Annotated in this window: 22 protein-coding genes; 19 read left to right on the forward strand and 3 right to left on the reverse strand. The window is 71.4% G+C overall.

Features of this window, described 5'->3' with window-relative positions; all coding sequences use genetic code 11:
* Window positions 1-48: 48 nt before the first annotated feature.
* The 4 genes from M3E84_RS05820 to dapF all read left to right on the forward strand — a co-directional run bounded on the left by M3E84_RS05820 (window position 49) and on the right by dapF (window position 4352).
* Window positions 49-768 (forward strand): regulatory protein RecX, encoded by a 720-nt coding sequence (locus M3E84_RS05820; protein ID WP_259895248.1) that lies wholly within the window; start codon window positions 49-51, stop codon window positions 766-768.
* Between the two features lie 129 nt (window positions 769-897).
* Window positions 898-2391, forward strand: coding sequence for a tRNA (N6-isopentenyl adenosine(37)-C2)-methylthiotransferase MiaB (gene miaB / locus M3E84_RS05825; protein WP_259895294.1), 1494 nt, complete (start codon window positions 898-900; stop codon window positions 2389-2391).
* On the forward strand, window positions 2388-3335 hold the full coding sequence (gene miaA / locus M3E84_RS05830; RefSeq protein WP_259895250.1) for a tRNA (adenosine(37)-N6)-dimethylallyltransferase MiaA: 948 nt from the start codon (window positions 2388-2390) through the stop codon (window positions 3333-3335). Before miaB ends, miaA begins: the two co-directional genes overlap by 4 nt.
* Before the next feature lie 9 nt (window positions 3336-3344).
* A complete protein-coding gene (gene dapF / locus M3E84_RS05835; RefSeq protein ID WP_396415570.1) occupies window positions 3345-4352 on the forward strand; it encodes a diaminopimelate epimerase in 1008 nt (335 codons plus the stop codon).
* A gap of 69 nt (window positions 4353-4421) precedes the next feature.
* Here dapF and M3E84_RS05840 read toward each other — a convergent pair whose 3' ends face one another.
* Complete coding sequence (locus tag M3E84_RS05840) at window positions 4422-5057, reverse strand: class I SAM-dependent methyltransferase (protein WP_259895252.1); 636 nt, start codon at window positions 5055-5057, stop codon at window positions 4422-4424.
* Window positions 5058-5233: 176 nt separating this feature from the next.
* Between M3E84_RS05840 and hflX the strand changes: the two genes are divergently transcribed.
* Together hflX and M3E84_RS05850 are read left to right on the forward strand one after the other, a co-directional pair.
* Window positions 5234-6943, forward strand: a complete 1710-nt coding sequence (hflX, locus tag M3E84_RS05845; RefSeq protein WP_259895254.1) for a GTPase HflX — start codon at window positions 5234-5236, stop codon at window positions 6941-6943.
* A gap of 2 nt (window positions 6944-6945) precedes the next feature.
* Window positions 6946-9030, forward strand: a complete 2085-nt coding sequence (locus M3E84_RS05850) for an ATP-dependent DNA helicase (protein ID WP_311200440.1) — start codon at window positions 6946-6948, stop codon at window positions 9028-9030.
* 84 nt (window positions 9031-9114) lie between these two features.
* Here the strand turns inward: M3E84_RS05850 and lexA are convergent, their stop codons facing one another.
* Entirely contained in the window at window positions 9115-9906 is a 792-nt protein-coding gene (gene lexA, locus M3E84_RS05855) for a transcriptional repressor LexA (RefSeq protein ID WP_259895256.1), read from the reverse strand.
* Between the two features lie 407 nt (window positions 9907-10313).
* Between lexA and M3E84_RS05860 the strand changes: the two genes are divergently transcribed.
* From M3E84_RS05860 to M3E84_RS05890, 7 genes are all read left to right on the forward strand, one after another.
* Window positions 10314-10901, forward strand: a complete 588-nt coding sequence (locus M3E84_RS05860; protein ID WP_259895257.1) for a LysM peptidoglycan-binding domain-containing protein — start codon at window positions 10314-10316, stop codon at window positions 10899-10901.
* A gap of 70 nt (window positions 10902-10971) precedes the next feature.
* Window positions 10972-12138: a histidinol-phosphate transaminase gene (locus tag M3E84_RS05865; protein WP_259895259.1), complete on the forward strand. Its 1167-nt coding sequence runs from the start codon at window positions 10972-10974 to the stop codon at window positions 12136-12138.
* 71 nt (window positions 12139-12209) lie between these two features.
* A complete protein-coding gene (gene hisB / locus M3E84_RS05870; RefSeq protein ID WP_259895261.1) occupies window positions 12210-12842 on the forward strand; it encodes an imidazoleglycerol-phosphate dehydratase HisB in 633 nt (210 codons plus the stop codon).
* A gap of 41 nt (window positions 12843-12883) precedes the next feature.
* The gene (gene hisH / locus M3E84_RS05875) at window positions 12884-13624 is read left to right on the forward strand and encodes an imidazole glycerol phosphate synthase subunit HisH (RefSeq protein WP_396415571.1); all 741 of its coding nucleotides are present in this window, start codon (window positions 12884-12886) and stop codon (window positions 13622-13624) included.
* The gene (locus tag M3E84_RS05880) at window positions 13621-13788 is read left to right on the forward strand and encodes a hypothetical protein (protein WP_259895263.1); all 168 of its coding nucleotides are present in this window, start codon (window positions 13621-13623) and stop codon (window positions 13786-13788) included. The genes hisH and M3E84_RS05880 overlap by 4 nt, the downstream gene beginning before the upstream one ends.
* Window positions 13789-13830: 42 nt before the next feature.
* Complete coding sequence (gene priA, locus M3E84_RS05885; RefSeq protein ID WP_259895265.1) at window positions 13831-14598, forward strand: bifunctional 1-(5-phosphoribosyl)-5-((5-phosphoribosylamino)methylideneamino)imidazole-4-carboxamide isomerase/phosphoribosylanthranilate isomerase PriA; 768 nt, start codon at window positions 13831-13833, stop codon at window positions 14596-14598.
* Between the two features lie 4 nt (window positions 14599-14602).
* Window positions 14603-15496, forward strand: a complete 894-nt coding sequence (locus M3E84_RS05890) for an SseB family protein (RefSeq protein WP_259895267.1) — start codon at window positions 14603-14605, stop codon at window positions 15494-15496.
* 18 nt (window positions 15497-15514) lie between these two features.
* On the opposite strand, the gene M3E84_RS05895 is transcribed toward M3E84_RS05890, so the two are convergent.
* Complete coding sequence (locus M3E84_RS05895) at window positions 15515-16012, reverse strand: DUF1844 domain-containing protein (protein WP_311200441.1); 498 nt, start codon at window positions 16010-16012, stop codon at window positions 15515-15517.
* Between the two features lie 624 nt (window positions 16013-16636).
* Between M3E84_RS05895 and infC the strand changes: the two genes are divergently transcribed.
* From infC to pheS, 6 genes are all read left to right on the forward strand, one after another.
* On the forward strand, window positions 16637-17839 hold the full coding sequence (gene infC / locus M3E84_RS05900) for a translation initiation factor IF-3 (protein ID WP_259895303.1): 1203 nt from the start codon (window positions 16637-16639) through the stop codon (window positions 17837-17839).
* Window positions 17840-18001: 162 nt separating this feature from the next.
* On the forward strand, window positions 18002-18196 hold the full coding sequence (gene rpmI, locus M3E84_RS05905; RefSeq protein ID WP_006214522.1) for a 50S ribosomal protein L35: 195 nt from the start codon (window positions 18002-18004) through the stop codon (window positions 18194-18196).
* A 118-nt stretch (window positions 18197-18314) separates the two neighbouring features.
* A complete protein-coding gene (gene rplT, locus M3E84_RS05910; protein WP_259895268.1) occupies window positions 18315-18704 on the forward strand; it encodes a 50S ribosomal protein L20 in 390 nt (129 codons plus the stop codon).
* Between the two features lie 13 nt (window positions 18705-18717).
* Window positions 18718-19662 carry an RNA methyltransferase gene (locus M3E84_RS05915; protein ID WP_259895270.1) on the forward strand — a complete coding sequence of 315 codons (945 nt, stop codon included), beginning with the start codon at window positions 18718-18720 and terminating at the stop codon, window positions 19660-19662.
* Window positions 19659-20219, forward strand: coding sequence for an NUDIX domain-containing protein (locus tag M3E84_RS05920; protein WP_259895272.1), 561 nt, complete (start codon window positions 19659-19661; stop codon window positions 20217-20219). Before M3E84_RS05915 ends, M3E84_RS05920 begins: the two co-directional genes overlap by 4 nt.
* A 137-nt stretch (window positions 20220-20356) precedes the next feature.
* A complete protein-coding gene (gene pheS, locus M3E84_RS05925; protein ID WP_259895274.1) occupies window positions 20357-21490 on the forward strand; it encodes a phenylalanine--tRNA ligase subunit alpha in 1134 nt (377 codons plus the stop codon).

Below are 21490 nucleotides of genomic sequence, written 5' to 3' on the forward strand. Positions count from 1 at the left end.
CGAGAAGCGATTGTCGAGAAGAGACAGAGATCAGGAGCACCGATCCTCGTGGATCCAGATGACCTCCCTGTGCAGGACAGCGATCAGCTGCCGCAGGACAGCCTGGAGGACGAGCTCGGCGATTCAGATTACGACCGCCGTCGTCTGAGGGCGCAGCAGCGCGCCCGGCGCATGGGCCGTGCGGTGCGCAGCGACCGCTCCAAAGCCGCCGACCCCGTGGAGGCCGCTCAGCAGCAGGAGCAGGTGCACGAGGCGGCGCGGGAGATCGTTCTGCGCCAGCTCACCGCCTCGGCCAAGTCGCGTCAGCAGCTCGAGGACAAGCTCGCCGACAAGGACATCCCGGAGCCGGTGGCCCGGGCCGTGCTGGATCGCTTCGAGCAGGTCGAGCTCGTGGACGACCAGGCCTTTGCGCAGTCCTATGTCCGGCAGCGCGCGGAATCCCGCAAGCTCGCCCGGCCGGCTTTGCGCATGGAGCTGCAGCGCAAGGGCGTCGATCCCGGGCTCGTCGAGCAGGCCCTGGCCCAGCGCAGCGATGAGGACGAGCGGGCGGATGCCGTGGAGCTCGCGCGGCGCAAACTGCCGTCGGGCCCGGCGCTGCAGGAGCAGCTGGCCGATCGGAATGCCAAGCAGAAGCTCATCCGCCGCATGGTCTCGGCCCTGGCCCGCAAGGGCTACGCACCGGGGCTGGCCTTCGAGGTCGTGCGCGGCGTGCTGGAGGATCACGGCACCGGCGACGACGGCCTGCTCGAGGAGCCGGGCAGCATGTGAGCCGGGCGGCCGACGCCATGGGCGCGGCTGGTGCAGCGGGAGATTTGACCGGCTCACTATCCTTGTCGCGTGACTCCGCGCCCCGATTCCGCCCAGACAGGCCCCTCCACGCTCGCCCCCGAGATCCCCGTGCTCGAGGCGCCGCGCTCCTACGAGGTGCGCACCTTCGGCTGCCAGATGAACGTGCACGACTCCGAGCGGATCTCCGGGATGCTCGAGACCGCCGGCTACGTCCCCGCCCAGCCGGAGGACGAGCCGGACCTCATCGTGTTCAACACCTGTGCGGTGCGCGAGAACGCGGACAACAAGCTCTACGGCAACCTCTCCCAGCTCGTGGGCCCCAAGAAGCGCAATGAGCGCATGCAGGTGGCCGTGGGCGGATGCCTGGCGCAGAAGGACCAGGACCGGATCCTGGAGACCTCGCCGGTCGTCGACGTCGTCTTCGGCACGCACAACATCGGCTCCCTGCCGACCCTGCTCGAACGCGCCCGGCACAACCAGGATGCCCAGATCGAGATCCTCGAGTCCCTGGAGACCTTCCCCTCGGCGCTGCCGACCAAGCGCGACCAGGCCTACGCGGGCTGGGTCTCGATCTCGGTGGGGTGCAACAACACGTGCACGTTCTGCATCGTTCCGTCGCTGCGGGGCAAGGAGGAGGACCGCCGCCCCGGCGACATCCTGGCCGAGGTGCAGGCGCTCGTGGATCAGGGCGCGGTCGAGATCACCCTGCTGGGCCAGAACGTGAACTCCTACGGCGTATCCTTCGGCGACCGCCAGGCGTTCTCGAAGCTGCTGCGCGCCTGCGGAGAGATCGAGGGCCTGGAGCGCGTGCGCTTCACGTCTCCGCACCCGGCGGCGTTCACCGATGACGTCATCGACGCCATGGCCGAGACGCCCAACGTCATGCCGCAGCTGCACATGCCGCTGCAGTCCGGCTCGGACCGCGTGCTCAAGGACATGCGCCGGTCCTACCGCTCGTCGAAGTTCCTGCGGATCCTGGAGAAGGTCCGCGAGCAGATCCCGCATGCGGCGATCACCACGGACATCATCGTGGGTTTCCCCGGCGAGACCGAGGAGGACTTCCAGGACACCCTGGACGTCGTGGAGCGCTCCCGCTTCTCCTCGGCCTTCACCTTCCAGTACTCGGTCCGCCCGGGCACTCCGGCCGGTGAGCGCGAGGACCAGCTGCCCAAGGAGGTCGTGCAGGAGCGCTATGAGCGCCTGGTGGCCCTGCAGGACCGGATCGCGGCGGAGGAGAACGAGCAGATTGTCGGAGGCAGCCTGGAGCTGCTCGTCACCGCGGACACCGGGCGCAAGTCGGGGGAGACTCACCGGCTCTCCGGTCGTGCCCCGGACCAGCGCCTCGTGCACTTCTCCGTTCCGGAGGGCCAGCCGGTCCCGCGACCCGGAGACTTCGTGACCGTGCCGGTGACCCGTGCGGCCGCCTACCATCTGATCGCCGATCCCGGGCCCGGCCAGTACTCGCTGCGCCGCTCGCGCGGCGGGGACGCGTGGGAGCGCGAGCAGGCGGCCTCCTGCGGCACCCCGACGGGCGGGGCCTCCGGCGGCACCGCGGGCGCGGTGAGCCTCGGGATGCCGTCGCTGCCCGTGCGCGGGGCGTGAGCGCAGCGCAGCGGGTCCCGGCCGGTCAGCTGCCGGTCATCGGGATCGTCGGACCCACGGGGACGGGGAAGTCGGACCTGGCGATCGAGCTCGCCCGGCGCCTGGACGGGGAGGTCGTCAACGCCGATTCCATGCAGTTCTACCGGGGCATGGACATCGGCACCGCCAAGGTCTCACCCGCCCAGCGCCGGAGCGTGCCGCATCATCTCCTGGACGTCCTGGACCTGCACCAGGAGGCCTCCGTGGCCTGCTTCCAGCAGGCTGCTCGCGAGAGCTTCGATGAGATCCGCTCCCGCGGCCGCGTGCCGATCCTGGTGGGCGGCTCCGGGCTCTACGTGCGTGCCGCGCTCGATGAGATCGACTTCCCCGGCACCGACCCGCAGGTCCGCGCTCGGCTGATGCAGGAGCTGCGAGACCACGGCGAGGGACCGCTGCGCCGACGTCTGCAGGAGGCCGATCCGCGCTCCGCCCAGCTCGTGCACGATGACCGCCGGCTGATCCGAGCCCTCGAGGTCCTGGAGGTCACCGGGCGGCCGTTCACGTCGTTCATGCCCACGCGCACCTACCACCAGCCCGCGGTGCAGATCGGCCTGGACACCGATCGGGCCGTGCTGCATCAGCGGCTGGCCGACCGCGTGGAGGCCATGGCCGCAGCAGGTCTGCAGGACGAGGTGGCCCGCCTGCTGCCGCTCGGACTGCTCGAGAGCCCCACGGCAGGACGTGCTCTGGGCTATCCGCAGTTCGCCGACGTCGTGCTGGGGCGCGCAGACCCGGCCCAGGCCATCGAGGCCACGACGGTGGCCACCCGGCAGTTCGCCCGGCGCCAGCTCACCTGGTTCCGCGCCGACCCGCGGGTGCACTGGCTCGAGGCCGGTGCCGAGGATCTGCCGGAGCAGGCCCAGCAGCTCGTGGAGCAGGCGCGGACTGTCGCCGGGCGGGACTAGCATTCTGGGGTGGACGCCCGCACACCGACCCAGGAGGACGACCCCGTGACTGCCGAGACCACCACAGAGACGGCCTCCGGGACCGCCGCAGCGCAGGAGGCGCCGTCGGTCTTCGGCGAGCTCAGCGGGATGGAGTTCCTCAAGGGCCACGGCACGGGCAACGACTTCGTGCTCGTCGCCGATCCGGAGGGGCAGCTGCTGCTGGGCGACGACGTCGTCCGGCTGGCCTGCGACCGCCATCGGGGGATCGGCGGCGACGGCTTCATCCGCATCGTCCGCTCGGCCGCTCTGCCCGAGGGCCGCGAGCTGCTCGAGCAGGACCCATCGGCCGAGTGGTTCATGGACTACCGCAACGGCGACGGCTCGATCGCCGAGATGTGCGGCAACGGCGTGCGAGTGTTCGTCCGGGCGCTGCTGCAGCAGGGGCTGGTGGAGCTGGGCGAGGGCGCCATGCTGCGCATCGGCACGCGCGGCGGTCTCAAGACCGTTGCGGCAACTGCCGACGGCTTCGCCGTGGACATGGGGCCGTGGGGCTTCATCGACGGCGATCGGGCGCGCGAGCGAGGTTCCGATGCCGTCGTCACGGCACAGGGCCTGAAGGTCCCGCGCCCGGGCGTCTCGATCACCATGGGCAACCCGCACACCGTGGTGGCCCTGGCCGAGGGCGAGAAGCTCGATCACCTGCAGCTGTGGACCGAGCCGGAGGTCCGGCCCGTCCCGCCGGAGGGCACGAACGTCGAGTTCGTGGTCCCGGGCGACGACGAGGGAGACGGCATCGGCCGCCTGCGCCTGCGCGTCCACGAGCGCGGTGCGGGGGAGACACAGTCCTGCGGGACCGGCGCCTGCGCGGCCGCTGCTGCGACCCGGTTCTGGGCCGGGGCCTCGGCACCGGATGAGTACCTGGTGCAGGTCCCCGGCGGCATCGTCTCGGCGACCTTCGTGGCCGGGCCGGGCGGAGCTGAGCACGTGGTGCTGGCCGGGCCTGCCGAGATCGTGGCGCGGGGGGTCTTCGCCTGAGGCCGAGGGCAGCGGCGGGGCGACTCGCGCATCGGGCCCCTTCTGCCGACGGGACACGGGGCGTCCCGCTCAGCCTCGGGAGACCGTGAGGATGCGGAAGCCCTTGGAGGTGGCCTCCCGGCGCACGGTCCAGAGGCCCTCGGCGGCCTGCGGCAGGGCGTCGGCGACCCAGGACTGCAGGGAGTCGGCCCCCAGGTTCTTCTGCACCACCAGCCACGCGGTGCCGCCGTCGGCCAGTCGAGGCAGCCACAGCAGCAGCAGCTCGTGCAGGGCGTCCTTGCCGATGCGGATCGGGGGATTCGTCCAGATCGTGTCGTAGCGCCGGTCGCCGGGGACCTCCTCCGGGCGCAGCGCCTCCACACCGCTGAGTCCGGCAGCCGCGGCGTTGTCGCGGGTCAGTCCCAGGGAGCGGTCGTTGACGTCCACGGCGGTCACGCGCGCACCGGTCTGCGCCGACTGCGCCATGGCGATCGCCACGGGGCCCCAGCCGCAGCCCAGATCCAGCAGCTGCGTCCCGGTCGGATCGGGGACCTCCTCGAGCAGGATCGCGGTGCCCTTGTCCAGGCCCTTGGGGGAGAACACCCCGCCGGCGGTCTCGACGGTGACCTCTCTCCCGCGCAACTCCACGCGGATCCGCGAGCGGCGCTCCTCGTCCTGCGGGGTCGTGAAGTAGTGGGCGCCAGGGGTCTCGGACATGGGGTCCATGGTAGGGGCAGGCTGCTCGCTGCTGACGGCGGCGCTCACCGGGCCGACGCGGAGGCCTTCCACCGGAGCCGTCGCGGAACAATCCGCGTCCGCGGTGCGCTATACCCTTGATCGAGCCTCTGCGTCCTCGCTCCGCGGGACCTCGCACGGCACTTCAGACCATTCGAAAAGGATCCATGACCCACAGCTCCGACCGCGCTGCCGAGCCCACCGGCACCACGCCCACCGATCAGCAGCTCGAGGACGTCGTCGCTCGGGTGCTCTCGCGCGCCCAGCAGCGTCGTGACCAGGACGGCCAGCCCGATTCCGCCGCGGAGACCCCGGAGCCGGCCGCAGAGGATCCGGCAGGCACCGGGCGCCGCGACGTCCTCAGCGGCCGCGCCCGCGAGCTCGCCGGGAGATCCGTGCACACGGACGCCGACGGCGAGCAGCTGGAGCTCTCCGAGCGCCAGTCGCTGCGCCGTGTGGCGAACCTGTCCACCGAGCTCGAGGACATCACCGAGGTCGAGTACCGCGAGCTGCGCCTGGAGAAGGTCGTGCTCGCCGGACTGTGGACCACGGGACCGGCCTCCGAGGCCGAGAACTCCCTGCGCGAGCTGGCAGCCCTGGCAGAGACCGCCGGCTCCGAGGTCCTCGACGGCATCATCCAGCGCCGCACCAACCCGGACCCGGCGACCTACCTCGGCTCGGGCAAGGCCCTGGAGCTCAAGGACATCGTGGCCGCCACCGGGGCGGACACCGTCGTCGTGGATGAGGAGCTGGCCCCGTCCCAGCGTCGCGCCCTGGAGGACGTCGTCAAGGTCAAGGTGATCGACCGGACCGGCCTGATCCTGGACATCTTCGCCCAGCACGCCAAGTCCAAGGAGGGCAAGGCCCAGGTCGAGCTCGCCCAGCTCGAGTACATGCTCCCCCGCCTGCGCGGCTGGGGCGAGAGCCTCTCGCGCCAGGCGGGCGGTCGCGCCGCGGGCGGCGAGGGCATCGGCTCGCGCGGACCTGGTGAGACCAAGATCGAGATGGACCGCCGCCGCATCCGCGCGCGCATGGCCAAGCTGCGACGCGAGATCGCCGCCATGAAGCCCTCGCGCGAGGCCAAGCGGATGAACCGCCGCCGCAATTCCGTGCCCTCCGTGGCGATCGCCGGGTACACGAACGCGGGCAAGTCCTCGCTGCTCAACCGGCTCACGGATGCGGGCGTGCTCGTGGAGAACGCGCTGTTCGCCACCCTGGACCCCACCGTCCGCAAGGCGCAGACGCCGGACGGCATCGGCTACACGCTCTCGGACACGGTCGGGTTCGTGCGCTCGCTGCCCACGCAGCTGGTCGAGGCCTTCCGCTCCACGCTCGAGGAGGTCGCCGATTCGGATGTGATCGTCCACGTGGTCGATGCCTCCCACCCGGATCCCGAAGGCCAGATCCGCGCGGTCCACGAGGTCCTGGCGGACATCGAGGCCCTGGATCTGCCGGAGATCATCGCCCTGAACAAGGCCGATGCCGCTGACCCCTACGTGGTGCAGCGGATGCGCAACACCCACCGAGACGTCGTGGTGGTCTCGGCGCGCACGGGCGAGGGGATCGACGAGCTCAAGCAGCGCGTCGCCGAGGCCATCCCGCGTCCGGATCATGTGCTGGATCTGCTGGTGCCGTACACGGACGGCGACATCGTCTCCCGTCTGCACGGCTGGGACGCCGAGATCCTGCGCACCGAGTACCTGGAAGAGGGCACCCACCTGCTCGTGAAGGTGCGCGAGGACCTGGCAGGCGAGCTGCAGCGCTATATCTGGCAGGACGCCGCCCAGTTCGGGCAGGGCATCGCCGGAGACGGCACGGACACCAAGACCGCGGAGGATCCCGCCGAGCAGACGGTCTCCGGGGCGGAGGCGCGCTGAGCGTGGCGGGATCCAGCACGTCCTTCCGAGACGCCGCAGGCCGGCCCGTCGTCGATGTCCGCCCGGAGTCGCTGCCCGGCGGAGCCGATGCCCTGCATCTGCTGGACACCGCGGTCGAGGCCCTGGGCGGTCAGCGCCGCGACGGCCAGCGGCTCATGGCGGGCAAGGTGGCCGAGGCCCTCGAGCTGAACCGCCACCTGCTCGTCCAGGCCGGAACGGGCACCGGCAAGTCGCTGGCCTACCTGACTCCACTGGTCCAGCACGCGCGCACGGCCGAGCGCCCCGTGGTGGTCGCCACGGCCACGCTCGCGCTGCAGTCCCAGGTGGTCGCGCGCGACGTCCCCCGACTGCTCGATGTCCTCTCGGAGGAGCTGCCGGAGGATCTCGAGGTCGCGCTGCTCAAGGGCCGCAGCAACTACGCCTGCCTGCACAAGATCGAGGGCGGCTACCCCGAGGACGAGGGCGGGGCTCTGTTCACCATGCCCGACGACGGCCCGCATCCCTCGCCCGGTGTGAGCTCCCGGGCCGGAAGGCTCGGCCAGGAGGTCAAGCGCCTGCGCGAATGGGCCGAGGTCACGGACACCGGCGACCGGGACGACGTCTCCCCGGGAGTCACCGACGCCGCCTGGCGGCAGGTCTCCGTCTCGGCACGGGAGTGCCTGGGCCGCAGCTGCCCGCTCGTGGAGAGCTGCTTCGCCGAGCTGGCCAAGGCCCGGGCGGCCGAGGCGGACATCATCATCACCAATCACGCGCTGCTGGCGATCAACGCGTTCGAGTCCATCCAGGTCCTTCCCGAGCACGACGTCGTCGTCGTGGACGAGGCCCACGAGCTGCGCGACCGGGTGACCGGAGCAGTCTCCGGGGCCATGTCCGCGGCCACGGTGCGCTCGGTCGCCGCCTCGGTGCGCAAGCACACCACGGCCAAGCACGAGGAGCTGCAGTCGGGGGCCGAGGCCCTCGAGAAGGCGCTCGAGGGCGTGCCGGCCGAGCTGCTGGCCCGCGGGCTGTCCGCGCCCATGGCCCAGGCGGTCTCCAGGATCCGAGAGGCGGCGCGCACCGCCCTGTCGGAGACCAAGCCCGAGTCGAAGGACGGCGGCCGCGACACCGACGGCGGGCGCCAGATGACGCGCTCGCGGCTCAGCGAGACCCTCGAGCTCGCGGAGCGGCTGCTCGGCGCGCAGGAGGCGCGCGAGGTGCTGTGGCTCTCGCGCCAGGGCGGCTGGGAGCCCGGTCGCGGCTACGTTCCGGCCGATGACTCCGATCCGGCGACGCTGAGCATCGCCCCGCTGAACGTGGGCGGGCGCCTTCGCGAGGGCCTGTTCGAGGGCCGCACGGTCGTGCTGACCTCCGCCACTCTGACGGTGGGGGAGTCCTTCGACGCCGTGGCCGGGGACCTGGGCCTCAAGGGCTCGGGTGCACCGAAATGGGACGGCATCGACGTCGGCAGCCCCTTCGACTACCCGCGCCAGGGGATCCTCTACATGGCGAAGCACCTGGACAAGCCGGGGCGCCAGCTCTCCGAGGGGATGCTGCAGGAGATCCAGGACCTGCTCGAGGCCTCCGGCGGCGGAGCCCTGGGCCTGTTCTCCTCGCGGCGAGCCGCCGAGGAGGCCGCCGAGGTGGTGCGCGAGCGCACCGGGCTGACGATCCTGTGCCAGGGCGAGTCCACGCTCTCCGCACTCGTCTCGCAGTTCGCCGAGGAGCCGGACACCTCGCTGTTCGGGACCATGGGGCTGTGGCAGGGCGTCGACGTCCCCGGCGACTCGTGCCGCCTGGTGCTGATCGACCGCATCCCGTTCCCGCGCCCGGATGATCCCCTGTCCACCGCTCGCACGCGGGCCGTGGCCGAGAGCGGGGGCAACGGATTCATGGCGATCTCGGCCACCCACGCGGCTGTGCGCCTGGCACAGGGAGCCGGGCGGCTGATCCGCTCCACGCGCGATCGCGGCGTGGTGGCGGTGCTGGATTCGCGGATCGCCACGGCGCGCTACGGCGGGTTTCTGCGCGCGAGCCTGCCTCCCCTGTGGACGACGACCGATCGGAAGACGGTCGTCTCCGCCCTGGAGAGGCTGCACGGCCGGGACTGAGCCGGTCCGGGCGGCGCTGAGCCGTGCCCCCAGGGTCATCCGAGCACCGACTTCTCCGGTGCGCCGCCGCAGCGGGGTCGGATCTCAGAGGCTGCGCAGCACCGAGACGACCTTGCCCATCACCGTGGCGTGATCGCCCAGGATCGGCTCGTACTGGGAGTTCTGCGGCAGCAGCCAGGTGTGGCCGTCGCGCTGGCGGAAGGTCTTGACCGTGGCCTCGTCGTCGAGCAGGGCGGCGACGATCTCGCCGTTCTCGGCGGTGGCCTGGGCCCGGACCACAACCCAGTCGCCGTCGCAGATGGCGGCGTCGATCATGGAGTCTCCGGAGACCCGCAGCATGAACAGCTCCCCGTGGCCGGTGAGCTGGCGCGGCAGCGCCATGCGGTCCTCGATCTGCTGCTCGGCGGTGATCGGGGCGCCGGCGGCGATCCGACCCACGAGCGGCACGAAGGAGACGTCCGCGGAGCCGACCGACGGGACCGCCGGGAGGTCGTCGTCCCTCTCGCGGGTCGGGGCCTCGGCGGAACCCGAGCCCTCGCCGGCGACGGAGGCGGTCTCTGGCTCCGGATCGCCGAGAAGGTGCAGGGGGACCAGGACCTCGAGGGCGCGCGGGCGCTTGGGATCGCGGCGCAAGTAGCCCTGCCGCTCGAGCTGATTGAGCTGATGGGTCACGCTCGACAGCGACTTCAGGCCCACCAGGTCGCCGATCTCGCGCATGGACGGCGGGTAGCCGTGGGCGGCGACGGCGCGCTGGATGACCTCCAGGATGGTGCGCTGGCGAGGGGTCAGCCCCTTGCGCCGCGAGGACTCAAAGCCCGCAGATCGGGCGGTCCCGCCTGAGCTGCGCTGCGTGCGACCGGTGCCGCTGGCTGCCATGTCCGTCCTCGTCTTCCCTTGATGGGCGCATGCGCAGCGCCGGGTGCGCTGCGTACCGGGTCTCGACGGCTGCCCGGTGCGCTCGCGCTGCACCGTCCGCCTTGTGCTGTCTGACCGGTTGCGTTGACTCATCCGCGAACTTCCGCCAGGGGATGTTCACCGGTCGTCCGACCTGCACGGACCTTTCGGATGAGGTTACGTGAGCCGGACGTCACCTTCAAACATCTGTTCGATCGTGTCTCGACACGAGTCGTACGCAGGTGCTAGAAATGTTCGAAAGAGGTTCGAACACGTATTCGAGGATCGGCCAAAGTCGATCGCCAGTGGGTGCGGGGTTCGAACACGGAGGCGGCCACCACCCGCCCCGGTTGTCATCATCCGTCCCTCGGCTCCAAGGAGTGCATCCCATGTCCGTGATCAGCTCAGCTGTCCTGTCGCATTCGCCCTCCAGCGGCAGCATCCCCCTGGTCGGCGCCCTGCGCAGCGGGGGCCGGGCCTTCACCCAGGAGCTCTCCGCGGCCGTGCCGGCCCTGCGCCGGCGCCCGCGGACTCGGATCGCGGAAGCGGACGGGCGCCGCCCTTCCCTGCGTGTCATCGCGGGCGGTCGTGCCGATCTTCCGCGCACCCGGCCTCTGCCCGCGGTGGAGCCCTCTGTGGCCGCTGCTTCCGAGCCGACCCCTTCTGCGCCCCTGAAGCTGACCCGCCGTGGGCGGCTCCTGCTGATCGGCCTGCCGACCATGCTGGGCGTGCTGGCGGCTGCCGCGCTGCTGGTCGTGCTGATCGCACCGTCCCAGGTGAGCGCCGGTACCGAGCCGGCCCAGGGGCCCGGGGTCGAATCCGTGACCGTTCAGCCCGGCCAGAGCCTCTGGGAGGTCGCACAGCAGGCTGAGCCGCAGCGCGACACCCGTGACGTCGTCCTGCAGATCGTCGAGCTCAACGATCTCGACTCCGCCCAGGTCTCGCCGGGGCAGCGGGTGCTGGTCCCTGCGGCATGACGGAGCCGGTGCGGGCCTGGGGCATCCGATCGATGCTCCATGCCGCGCCGAGGACTCGTAGACTGTCCCGGTGACTTCTCAGAGCCCGACACCCAGCACCGAGGGCGCCTCGCGGGCCGAACGGCTCGCCTCGCTGCCCCTGCGCAGCGATCTGCGCGGCAAGTCGCCGTACGGAGCCCCGCAGATCGACGTTCCCATCGCCCTGAACACCAACGAGAACACGCATCCGGTGCCGCAGGACGTCCAGGACGCCATCGTCGCCGAGGTCTCGCAGGTCGTGGGCACCCTCAATCGCTATCCGGACCGCGAGTTCACGCAGCTGCGCCGGGAGCTGGCCGAGTACCTGGGCCACGGCCTGGGAGAGGACAACCTCTGGGCCGCCAATGGTTCGAATGAGATCCTCCAGCAGCTGATGCAGGCCTTCGGTGGCCCTGGTCGGCGCGTGCTGGCCTTCGTGCCTTCCTATTCCATGTATCCGCTGCTCGCGGCGGGCACCAACTCGGAGTTCATCCCCGGAACGCGCGCAGAGGACTTCACGCTCAGTGCCGACTCTGCCGCCGCCCAGGTCCGCGAGCACCGGCCGAGCATCGTGCTGCTGTGCTCGCCCAACAACCCCACGGGTACCGCCCTGGAGGACGACGTCGTCGATGCCGTCTATCGCGCCGGTGAGGAGTCGAACACCGTGGTGGTGGTCGATGAGGCCTATGCCGAGTTCTCCCGCTTCCCGGAGCGCACGGCGCTGCGCCTGCTCGCGGATCGCCCGCGCCTGATCGTCAGCCGCACCATGTCCAAGGCCTTCGCCCTGGCCGGTGCGCGGATCGGCTATTTCGCCGCCGCCCCGGAGATCGCCGACGCCGTGCGCCTGGTGCGCCTGCCGTATCACCTCTCCGCCGTGACCCAGGCGACTGCGCTGGCCGCGCTGCGTCATCGCACCACGCTGCTCGCCGACGTTGCCGAGATCCGCATGCAGCGCGACCGGATCGTCGATGAGCTCAAGCGGCTGGAGCTGGATCCGGCGGAGTCGGACTCCAACTTCGTGTTCTTCGGCGGCGGCATCGAGGCCCCCGCGCTGTGGCAGGACCTGCTGGATCGAGGTGTCCTGATCCGCGACGTCGGCATCCCCGGGCACCTGCGCGTCACCGCCGGCACCGAGGAGGAGACCACCGCGTTCCTCGATGGCATCCGAGCGCACCTCGAGGGCACTGCTCCCGCCGATCAGGACCCCGCAGCCCGCTGAACAGCACGCCGCCGACGTCAGAGAGCGTCGGCCCGGCACTGAAACCCCATCCCGCCGCAGGAGGCCCCACCGTGAGCGATCAGCCCACCACCGCAGCGACCGACAGCCCCCGCACCGCCTCGCTTGAGCGCGTCACCTCGGAGTCCAGCATCCGCGTCGAGCTGAACCTGGACGGCGCCGGCCAGCACTCGATCTCGACCAGCGTGCCGTTCTACGACCACATGCTCACGGCGCTGTCCAAGCACTCGCTGATCGACCTGACGGTCCAGGCCACCGGCGACACCCACATCGACGTCCACCACGTCGTGGAGGACACCGCGATCGTGATCGGCGAGTGCCTGCGCACCGCCCTCGGCGACAAGCGCGGGATCGCACGCTTCGGCGAGGCCTCCGTGCCGCTGGACGAGGCCCTGGCCCACGCCGTCGTCGACGTCTCCGGGCGACCGTACTGCGTGCATGCCGGCGAGCCCGAAGGCCAGCAGTACCACCTGATCGGCGGGCACTTCACCGGCTCCATGACCCAGCACGTCTTCGAGTCGCTGACCCACCACGCCGGGATCTGCCTGCACATGGAGCTGGTGCGCGGACGGGATCCGCACCACATCGTCGAGGCCCAGTTCAAGGCGCTGGCGCGCGCGCTGCGCGCCGCCGTCGAGCCGGACCCGCGCGTCACCGGCATCCCCTCGACCAAGGGCGCGCTGTGATCCGCCGCCCGGAGGACGGGATCGATGAGAAGGGCCGCACGATTCCCGCACCGCACACCGTGGGGGAGCCGGTGCCGGAGGCGCCGGCCTCGGCTGCGCCGTCGGTCGTCGTGCTCGACTACGGAGCGGGCAACGTCCGCTCGGCCGTGCGTGCGCTCGAGGAGGCCGGGGCCCGTGTCCTGCTGACCCGGGACCCCGATCTGGTCCTGGGCGCCGACGGCCTCCTGGTCCCCGGCGTGGGCGCGTTCCAGGCTGTGGCCGACGGCCTGCGTGAGATCGGCGCGGTGCGCCTGATCGAGCGCCGCCTGATGGGCGGACGCCCCGTGCTGGGCATCTGTGTCGGCCTGCAGGTGCTGTTCGACCGCGGTGTCGAGCACGGCGTGGAGACCGAGGGGCTCGCGCAGTGGCCCGGTGTCGTCGAGCGGCTACAGGCCCCGGTCGTGCCCCACATGGGCTGGAACACGGTCGAGCCGCCGGAGTCCACGGTGCTGTTCCGCGGAGTGGTCGAGGAACGGTTCTACTTCGTGCACTCCTACGGCGTGCAGCGCTGGGACTTCGAGCAGAACAGCGAGCACATGCTCCCGCCGCAGGTCACCTGGTCGCGCCATGGCGGGCCGTTCATCGCCGCCGTGGAGAACGGTCCGCTGTCGGCCACGCAGTTCCACCCGGAGAAGTCGGGCCGGGCCGGGATCCAGCTGCTGCGCAACTGGCTGGAGACCCTTCCCCGCACGGGGCGACTGGACGCCGCTCTGGCCGAGCACGAGACCCAGGCCGAAGCATGAGCTGGGCGGTCATCGTCATGGCGCTGGGAGCCTTCCTGGCCGGAGGCACCTATTCGTTCCACAAGCAGGGCTTCCCGCGCTACACCGTCGTGATCATGGGCGTCTGCGCAGCGGCCCTGATCATCTACGGCGCCTTCGCCTGGTACACCGGCAGCCGCAGCTGAGCCTGCGCCCCGCAGACACCCGAGATCGACCTGAGGAGAGCAATGACCGAGAACACGCACCCCGCCGAGCAGACCGGCCCGCGCCTGGAGCTGCTGCCCGCGGTGGATGTCCGCGCAGGCCAGGCCGTTCGCCTCGTGCAGGGCGAGTCCGGCTCCGAGACCGGCTACGGCGACCCGCTCGAGGCCGCTCAGGCCTGGCAGGACGCAGGTGCCGAGTGGCTGCATCTGGTCGATCTCGACGCCGCCTTCGGCACGGGGGACAACATCGACGTCCTCACTCGCGTGGCCCAGTCTCTGTCGCTGAAGGTCGAGATGTCCGGCGGCATCCGCGACGACACCTCCCTCGAGCGCGCGCTGTCGCTCGAGCCGGCCCGGATCAACCTGGGCACCGCAGCCCTCGAGGACCCCGAGTGGACTCGTCGGGTCATCGCCGAGCATGGCGACGTCATCGCCGTGGGCTTGGATGTGCGCGGCACCACGCTGGCCGCTCGCGGCTGGACCCAGGAGGGCGGGGATCTCTGGGAGGTGCTCGAGCGATTGGAGGCCGACGGCTGCTCCCGCTACGTGGTCACCGACGTCACCAAGGACGGCACGCTGAAGGGCCCGAACGTCGAGCTGCTGCAGCAGGTGGCCGAGCGCACGGGCAAGCCTGTCGTGGCCTCCGGCGGCATCGCCTCGCTCGAGGACATCGCTGCGCTGCGCCGCCTGGTCGGCTCGGGCGTGGAGGGCGCCATCATGGGCAAGGCCCTCTATGCCGGGCGCTTCACGCTCGAGCAGGCCCTGGACGTCGCGGGACGCCCGGGGTCCTGATCCGGTGAGCGACTCCCAGCCGCACGACTACCGCCAGAAGCCCTCCGGACCGGCGCGCGAGCTGCCCGCGCACATCCAGGCGCAGCTGCGCTCGGCCGGTGGGGAGACCGACACCGGGGGACAGCCCTGGAAGGGCCGGGATCTGGAGCACGGCCACGGCCATCTCTTCCCGGGCGATACCGGCGAGGTCGACACCGCACTGGGCTCGGCGCTGGCCGCGCGCTCACGCGGGGAGGCGGACGAGGCTCAGGTCGTCGCCGCACTGGCCGCCGCCCGGATCTTCGTCCCCGTGGTCGCCGAGGTCTCCGCCAGCACGCTCACCGACGACGGACTGGTGGCCGACAAGGAGGCGGACATGGCCCTGGTGCGGCTGAGCTCGCGCGGCGGCCGCAGCGTGCAGCCGGTCTTCGGCTCGGAGACAGATCTCACCCAGTGGCACCGCCAGGCGCGGCCGGTGGCAGCCGACGCCCGTCGCGCAGCGCTGGCCGCGGTCCAGGACAGCGCCCAGATGCTCGTGCTGAATCCCGGTGCCGCAGCGCCGTTCGTGGTGCGCCGCCCCGCTCTGTGGGCCATCGCTCAGGGACTCGCGTGGACCCCGAGCTACGACTCCCGGGAGGTCTCGCGCGCGGTGCTCGACGCAGCGCTCGGACTTCCCGGCGTGGCGGGAGCCCACGTGCGCCGAGGTCGGGGTGTGGACACCCCGCTCGAGGGCGGAGGGACGGTTCCCGGCGGCGGAGAGGGCCCGGAGCTCACCGCCGTGCTCGAGCTGCTGCCGGGTCTGGATCAGCGACAGCTCGACGGCCTGGTGCAGGCCTTCCAGGACCGGCTCTCCCAGCACACCGTAATCGCGGAGCGGGTCGACAGCCTCGAGGTCTCGCTGGAGACCCTCGAGGTCTGAGGCGGCCGCAGCGACCCGTCAGGCGTAGACGGGTCCGGTGAACTTCTCGCCGGGGCCCTGCCCGGGCTTGTCCGGGTAGACAGAGGCCTCGCGGAAGGCCAGCTGCAGGGTGCGCAGGCCGTCGCGCAGCGGTCCGGCGTGCTGCGAACCGATCTCCGGGGCTGCGGCGGTGACGAAGCCGGCCAGCGCCGTGATGAGCCTGCGGGCCTCGTCGAGGTCCTTGAGCGCCTCGGCATCCGGGCCTTCGGCCAGGCCGCACTTCACGGCGGCGGCGGACATGAGGTGCACGGCAGAAGTCGTGATGACCTCGATGGCGGGGACCTCGGCGATGTCCCGCACCTGCTGGGAGACGGCATCCAGGGTCTCCTGGCTCAGCGGGCTGCCCGCGTGCTGGGACTCGGCATGGTCGTGGCCGTCGTGCTGCGGCCGTGCGTGCTCCGGGGCGCTCTGCTCGGCCGAAGCGGGGGCGTCGTCGTCCGGGGCGCCGTCGAAGCGGAAGGTGCTCTGAGAAGTCATGCCCACAGCCTAAGTGCACCCGGCGGTCACTCACGTCGGCGAGACCGGTCCCGCTGCCTGAGCTCCGCATCCCCATCCTCCCGATCGACGGGCCGATTCCTCACGTCTGCCCCATCGACTGGCCCATTCCTCACCGTCTCAGCGCTGAACCGGGGAGGATGAGGCCGGTCGATGCGGAACCGGTGAGGTTCCGGCCGGTCGATGGCTGAAGGGATCGTGCTCGGTTCCCCGGGGAGTCGAGACGGGATCGACCGAGAGCGCCGCGCAGCCCCATTGCCCTGTCTCGACAGCGGGTTTTGGTGTATGCTGTTCCGCAGTGTGCAAGTGGAGGCGACTCCCACCCGCGCGGACCGCGATCCTGAGGATCGACCGGGTCTCCGGGTCAAGATGACGCAGCAGCGTCCGCGCCGCGCAGGTCACCTGTTCTCGGCGGCCCCGTTCACTCGGGGGACCGGTGCTTCCGGTCGTGACGCCTCAGCCTCCGCTTGCCCTGGGCAGCGGAGGCTTTTTCGTTGCCATCCGCACCAGGGTGCGGAGCTCGAGCACGGCTCGGGATCCGTCGCCGCAGATCGCCGGATCAGACCGGCACGACTATCTCAGGAGCAGAGCATCAGCGATCCACGCATCAATGAGAAGATTCGCGTCCCCGAGGTCCGCCTTGTCGGGCCGGCGGGCGAGCAGGTCGGCATCGTCCGCGTCGAGGACGCCATGCGACTGGCCCGTGAATCCGATTTGGATCTGGTTGAGGTCGCCCCCACCGCCAAGCCGCCCGTCGCCAAGCTGATGGACTTCGGCAAGTACAAGTACGAGGCGGCGATGAAGGCGCGCGAGTCGCGCAAGAATCAGTCGAACACGAGCCTCAAGGAGGTTCGGTTCCGCCTGAAGATCGATGACCACGACTACGACACCAAGGTCGGGCACGCCAAGCGCTTCCTGTCAGAGGGCGACAAGGTCAAGGCCATGATCCAGTTCCGCGGCCGCGAGCAGTCGCGCCCGGAGATGGGCGTCCGCCTGCTCGGCAAGCTGGCCGAGGACCTGGAGGAGTTCGGCCAGGTCGAGTCCAGCCCGCGCCAGGACGGCCGCAACATGGTCATGGTCCTCGGGCCGCTGAAGACCAAGTCGGAGGCCAAGTCGGCTGCCCGCCGCGCCAAGGAGGCCGAGTCCGATGAGGACAGCCGCCTTCCCTCGAAGGTGAAGTCCTCCCGCCGTGATCGCGAGCGCGATGCACGCGAGTCCGGCGCTCCGGCCACCGGCGATGCCGAGAACCCGCTGCCCGTGGGCGGCAGCTCGATCGGGGAGTCCATCCCCGAGGAGCTGCGTGCGCTGGCCTCGGCCAAGTTCGAGGTGCCGGAGGGTGCTCCGCCCCTGAAGGTCTCCGAGGACCAGCCGCCCGTCGTGCTGCCCAAGGAGGACAAGCGCGAGCCGCGCGGCGGCGGTCGCGGACGCCAGGGCGGGGGACCCCGCTCGAACGATCGCGGCGGTCGTCCCTCCGGCGGGTCGGGGCGGCCCTCCTCGGCTCGCCCGGAGTCCGGATCGTCCTCGCGCCCCAGCGGCGGCGGGCGTCCGTCGTCGTCGGGCCCGCGCAGCGGCTCGGATTCGTCGCGGCCTCCGCGTTCGAGCTCCGGCACGCCGCGTCCTGCCTCGGCTCCGCAGCGCTCCGGGCAGGGCGGCTCGCCTCGCCCGGCAGGCGGTGCGGGCCGACCGGCGCCGCGCCCGTCGGGAGGCCCGACCCCCGGCTCTGCTCCCAGGCCCGCCCCCAAGCCGGGAACGGCGCCCAAGCCGGGCGGCGGACCCAAGCCGGGCGGAGCGCCCAAGCCGGGGCAGTGACCCCGCTGGACTGACATGAAAGCTTCGACCCGATCCCGCAGGACGGGATCGGGTCGGTGACCGCGGAGTCGTCGGCTCACCCAGTCGACGACCCAGACCAGGCCGCCCTCGAGGCGGCGCACCGCGACAGCGGTGAGACCGACAGCAAGGAGACGGCCCACCATGCCGAAGATGAAGACCCACTCGGGTGCCAAGAAGCGCTTCAAGATCACGGGTTCGGGCAAGGTCAAGCGCCAGCAGGCCAACCGCCGCCACTACCTGGAGCACAAGTCCTCGCGCCTGACCCGTCGCCTCGCCGGCGACAAGATCGTGGCCCCGGGCGATGCCAAGGTCGTCAAGAAGATGCTCGGCCGCTGAAGCGGCTCCAGCACTTCGCAAGCACTTGCGCTGACGGCTCTGCCGCAGCACCCCTGAACACCGAGCGACCCCTGGCCACGACCGGGAAGAGTCGCTCCCGCACCGAAGGAGCACACACGTGGCACGTGTGAAGAGGGCGCTCAACGCCCAGAAGAAGCGTCGTACGACCCTGGAGATGGCCTCCGGCTACCGCGGCCAGCGCTCGCGCCTGTACCGCAAGGCCAAGGAGCAGGTCCTCCACTCGTACACCTACAACTACGATCACCGCCGCACCCGCAAGGGCGACTTCCGCCGGCTGTGGATCCAGCGCATCAACGCTGCCGCGCGCGCTCAGGGCCTGACCTACAACCGCTTCATCCAGGGCCTGAAGGCCGCTGAGGTCGAGGTCGATCGCCGCATGCTGGCCGAGCTGGCCGTCAACGACGCCCCCGCGTTCAACGCGCTCGTCGAGATCGCCAAGAAGAACCTGCCCGCGGACACCTCCGCTCCGCGCTCCGACGCGGCCTGATCGCGTCTCGAGCGTGAGCATCGCGCAGCGCCTCGCCGACTCCGCGCTGATCAATCCCGGTTCCGACCGGGTGCGATCGGTCGCGGGACTGGCGAGGCGCTCTGCGCGTTCCAGGGCGGGGCGATTCCTCGCAGAAGGGCCGCAGTGCGTCCGCGAGGCCCTGCGCGCGCACCTGGGGGAGTTCGACGCCCTCGTGCCGTCTGCCCGCGACGGGGTGATCGATGCCCTCTACATCACCGAGCACGCGCTGGGTCGCCATCCGGATATCGACCAGCTCGTGGAGCGCGTGCTCCAGTCCGAGGGGTCCCCGCGGGTCTTCGTGCGCCTGGTCTCCGATGAGGTCCTGGCGGCCATGTCGGATGCCGAGCACCCGCAGGGCGTGCTGGCCGTGTGCCGGATCTCAGAGCCGCGCTGGGCCCAGGTCGCTGAGCGCCGTCCGCGCCTGGTCGCGATCATGTGCCGCGTGCAGGATCCCGGCAACGCCGGTACCGTGCTGCGCGCCGCGGATGCCGCAGGGGCGGACGCCGTGGTGCTCACTGCTGGATCGGTCGATCTGCACAATCCCAAGGTGGTCCGCTCGACCGCCGGGTCCCTGTTCCACCTGCCGGTGCTCACGGGTCTGGACCCGGACGAGCTCATCGGCTTCGCGGGCAGCGATGCCGAGGGCGCAGATCTGCAGATCCTGGCCGCCGACGGCTACGGCGCCCTGGACCTGGATGCGCTGCAGGACGCCTCGGCCACCGGTCGCGAGGCGCCCGCCGAGCTGTCGCGGCCCACGGCATGGCTGTTCGGCAATGAGGCGCAGGGGCTCTCCGAGCAGGAGAAGGCCCTGGCTTCCCACCGCGTGGCGGTGCCTCTGCACGGGGCCGCCGAGTCCCTCAACGTGGGGACCGCCGCCACCCTGTGCCTCTACGCCTCCGCCCGCGCCCAGCGCCGCATCGACAGGGACGGGGCATGAGCCTCCCGCACGACGACGAGCGGTCTTTCCGCACCCAGGTCGTCGCCGCCGCGCTGCTGGATGATCCGCAGCGGCCTCAGCGGCTGCTCGCAGCCCAGCGGGCCTATCCCGAGTCCCTGCGCGGGCTGTGGGAGCTGCCCGGAGGCAAGCAGGAGCCGGGGGAGACGGCGCAGGAGGCGCTGCACCGGGAGTGCCGCGAGGAGCTGGGCGTGCGGATCCGCCTGCTCCACGAGATCCCCGGCCCGCACCGGCAGGGCTGGCCGCTCAGCGAGACCGCCGCTATGCGGGTGTGGACGGCCGTCGTCGTCGGGACTGCGGAGGACGACGCCCCGGATGCCCCGGAGGCCGAGCCGGGCACGACGCACGCGGCGGGGCCCGAGGCGGCCGTCGGCGCTCTGGGCACGGGCCGCCAGCCCGAGGGCGCGGATCACCTCGAGCTGCGCTGGGTCCGCATCGGCGCGCAGCCGGTGGAGGGCTTCCCGGAGGCCGAGTCGCTGCCGTGGATCCCGGCGGACCTGCCGATCCTTGACGGCATCCGGCGCCACCTTGACGGCTGAATCGGCGCCGACCGCGCCTCATCCACAGGCCGCGCGCTCCGGGACGGGCGATGGCCCGTCGGGGACTAGACTTGCACCGCCCGCGCGCTGGCGCTGGGCCCATGAACCGCACCCGAGAGCGAAGGCACCTGTCGCACATGTCTGAGAGCACACCGGGGGGCGGGCCTCAGCAGGCGCCCTCTGCCGCAGCCCAGGCCGAGACCCCGAACGGTCAGGCCGAGACCCCGACCGTCGCGGAATTCGACCCCACGGATGAGCAGGCCGTCGGCCGCGCCGTGGACGAGGCCCTGACCGCCGTCGAGGCGGCTGCGGATCTCGACGAGCTCAAGGCGGTGCGCCTGGCCCACGCCGGCGACCGCTCGCCCCTGGCGCTGGCGAACCGGAGCATCGGCTCCCTCGAGAAGTCCCAGAAGGCCGCCGCGGGCAAGCTCATGGGCCAGGCGCGCGGCCGCGTGAACAAGGCCCTGTCCCAGCGCACCGAGGTCCTGGAGGCCGAGCGCGCCGAGCGCATCCTGGTCGAGGAGGCCGTGGACGTCACCGCCGCCGGGAGCCGTCGGCGTCTGGGCGGTCGTCATCCGCTCAGCGCCATGATGGAGACCGCGCAGGACATCTTCGTGGGCATGGGCTGGGAGGTGGCCGACGGCCCCGAGGTCGAGTCCGAGTGGTTCAACTTCGACTCCCTGAACTTCAAGCCGGACCACCCTGCCCGCGAGCTGCAGGACACGTTCTTCGTGGACCCGCCGGAGGCGCACCTGGTCCTGCGCACGCACACCTCTCCCGTGCAGATGCGCGCCCTGCTCTCGCGCGAGCTGCCCGTCTACGTGGTGGCTCCGGGCCGGGTGTTCCGCACCGATGAGCTCGACGCCACCCACACCCCCGTCTTCCACCAGGTCGAGGGCCTGGCCGTGGACAGGGGCCTGACCATGGCGGATCTGAAAGGCACGCTCGAGCACTTCGCGCGGCAGATGTTCGGCCCGGAGGCCCGCATCCGCCTGCGCCCCAACTTCTTCCCGTTCACGGAGCCGTCCGCCGAGATGGACGTGTGGCACCCGCAGGCACAGGGCGGCCCGCGCTGGATCGAGTGGGGCGGCTGCGGCATGGTCCACCCCAACGTGCTGCGCGCCGCCGGCGTGGATCCCGAGCTCTACTCGGGCTTCGCCTTCGGCATGGGCATCGAGCGCACGCTGATGTTCCGCAACGGGGTCCCCGACATGCACGACATGGTCGAGGGCGATATCCGATTCAGCCAGCACTTCGGAATGGAGGTCTGA

Origin of the sequence: Kocuria sp. p3-SID1428 (assembly GCF_025149945.1) — a bacterium.
Taxonomy (GTDB): Bacteria; Actinomycetota; Actinomycetes; order Actinomycetales; family Micrococcaceae; genus Kocuria.

Bases quoted from the DNA above. Each gene is read 5' to 3' on its own strand.
- M3E84_RS05840 (WP_259895252.1), bottom strand. From the start codon at position 5,057: ATGGACCCCATGTCCGAGACCCCTGGCGCCCACTACTTCACGACCCCG.
- hflX (WP_259895254.1), top strand. From the start codon at position 5,234: ATGACCCACAGCTCCGACCGCGCTGCCGAGCCCACCGGCACCACGCCC.
- lexA (WP_259895256.1), bottom strand. From the start codon at position 9,906: ATGGCAGCCAGCGGCACCGGTCGCACGCAGCGCAGCTCAGGCGGGACC.
- M3E84_RS05860 (WP_259895257.1), top strand. From the start codon at position 10,314: ATGTCCGTGATCAGCTCAGCTGTCCTGTCGCATTCGCCCTCCAGCGGC.
- M3E84_RS05880 (WP_259895263.1), top strand. From the start codon at position 13,621: ATGAGCTGGGCGGTCATCGTCATGGCGCTGGGAGCCTTCCTGGCCGGA.
- priA (WP_259895265.1), top strand. From the start codon at position 13,831: ATGACCGAGAACACGCACCCCGCCGAGCAGACCGGCCCGCGCCTGGAG.
- M3E84_RS05895 (WP_311200441.1), bottom strand. From the start codon at position 16,012: ATGACTTCTCAGAGCACCTTCCGCTTCGACGGCGCCCCGGACGACGAC.
- rpmI (WP_006214522.1), top strand. From the start codon at position 18,002: ATGCCGAAGATGAAGACCCACTCGGGTGCCAAGAAGCGCTTCAAGATC.
- M3E84_RS05920 (WP_259895272.1), top strand. From the start codon at position 19,659: ATGAGCCTCCCGCACGACGACGAGCGGTCTTTCCGCACCCAGGTCGTC.
- pheS (WP_259895274.1), top strand. From the start codon at position 20,357: ATGTCTGAGAGCACACCGGGGGGCGGGCCTCAGCAGGCGCCCTCTGCC.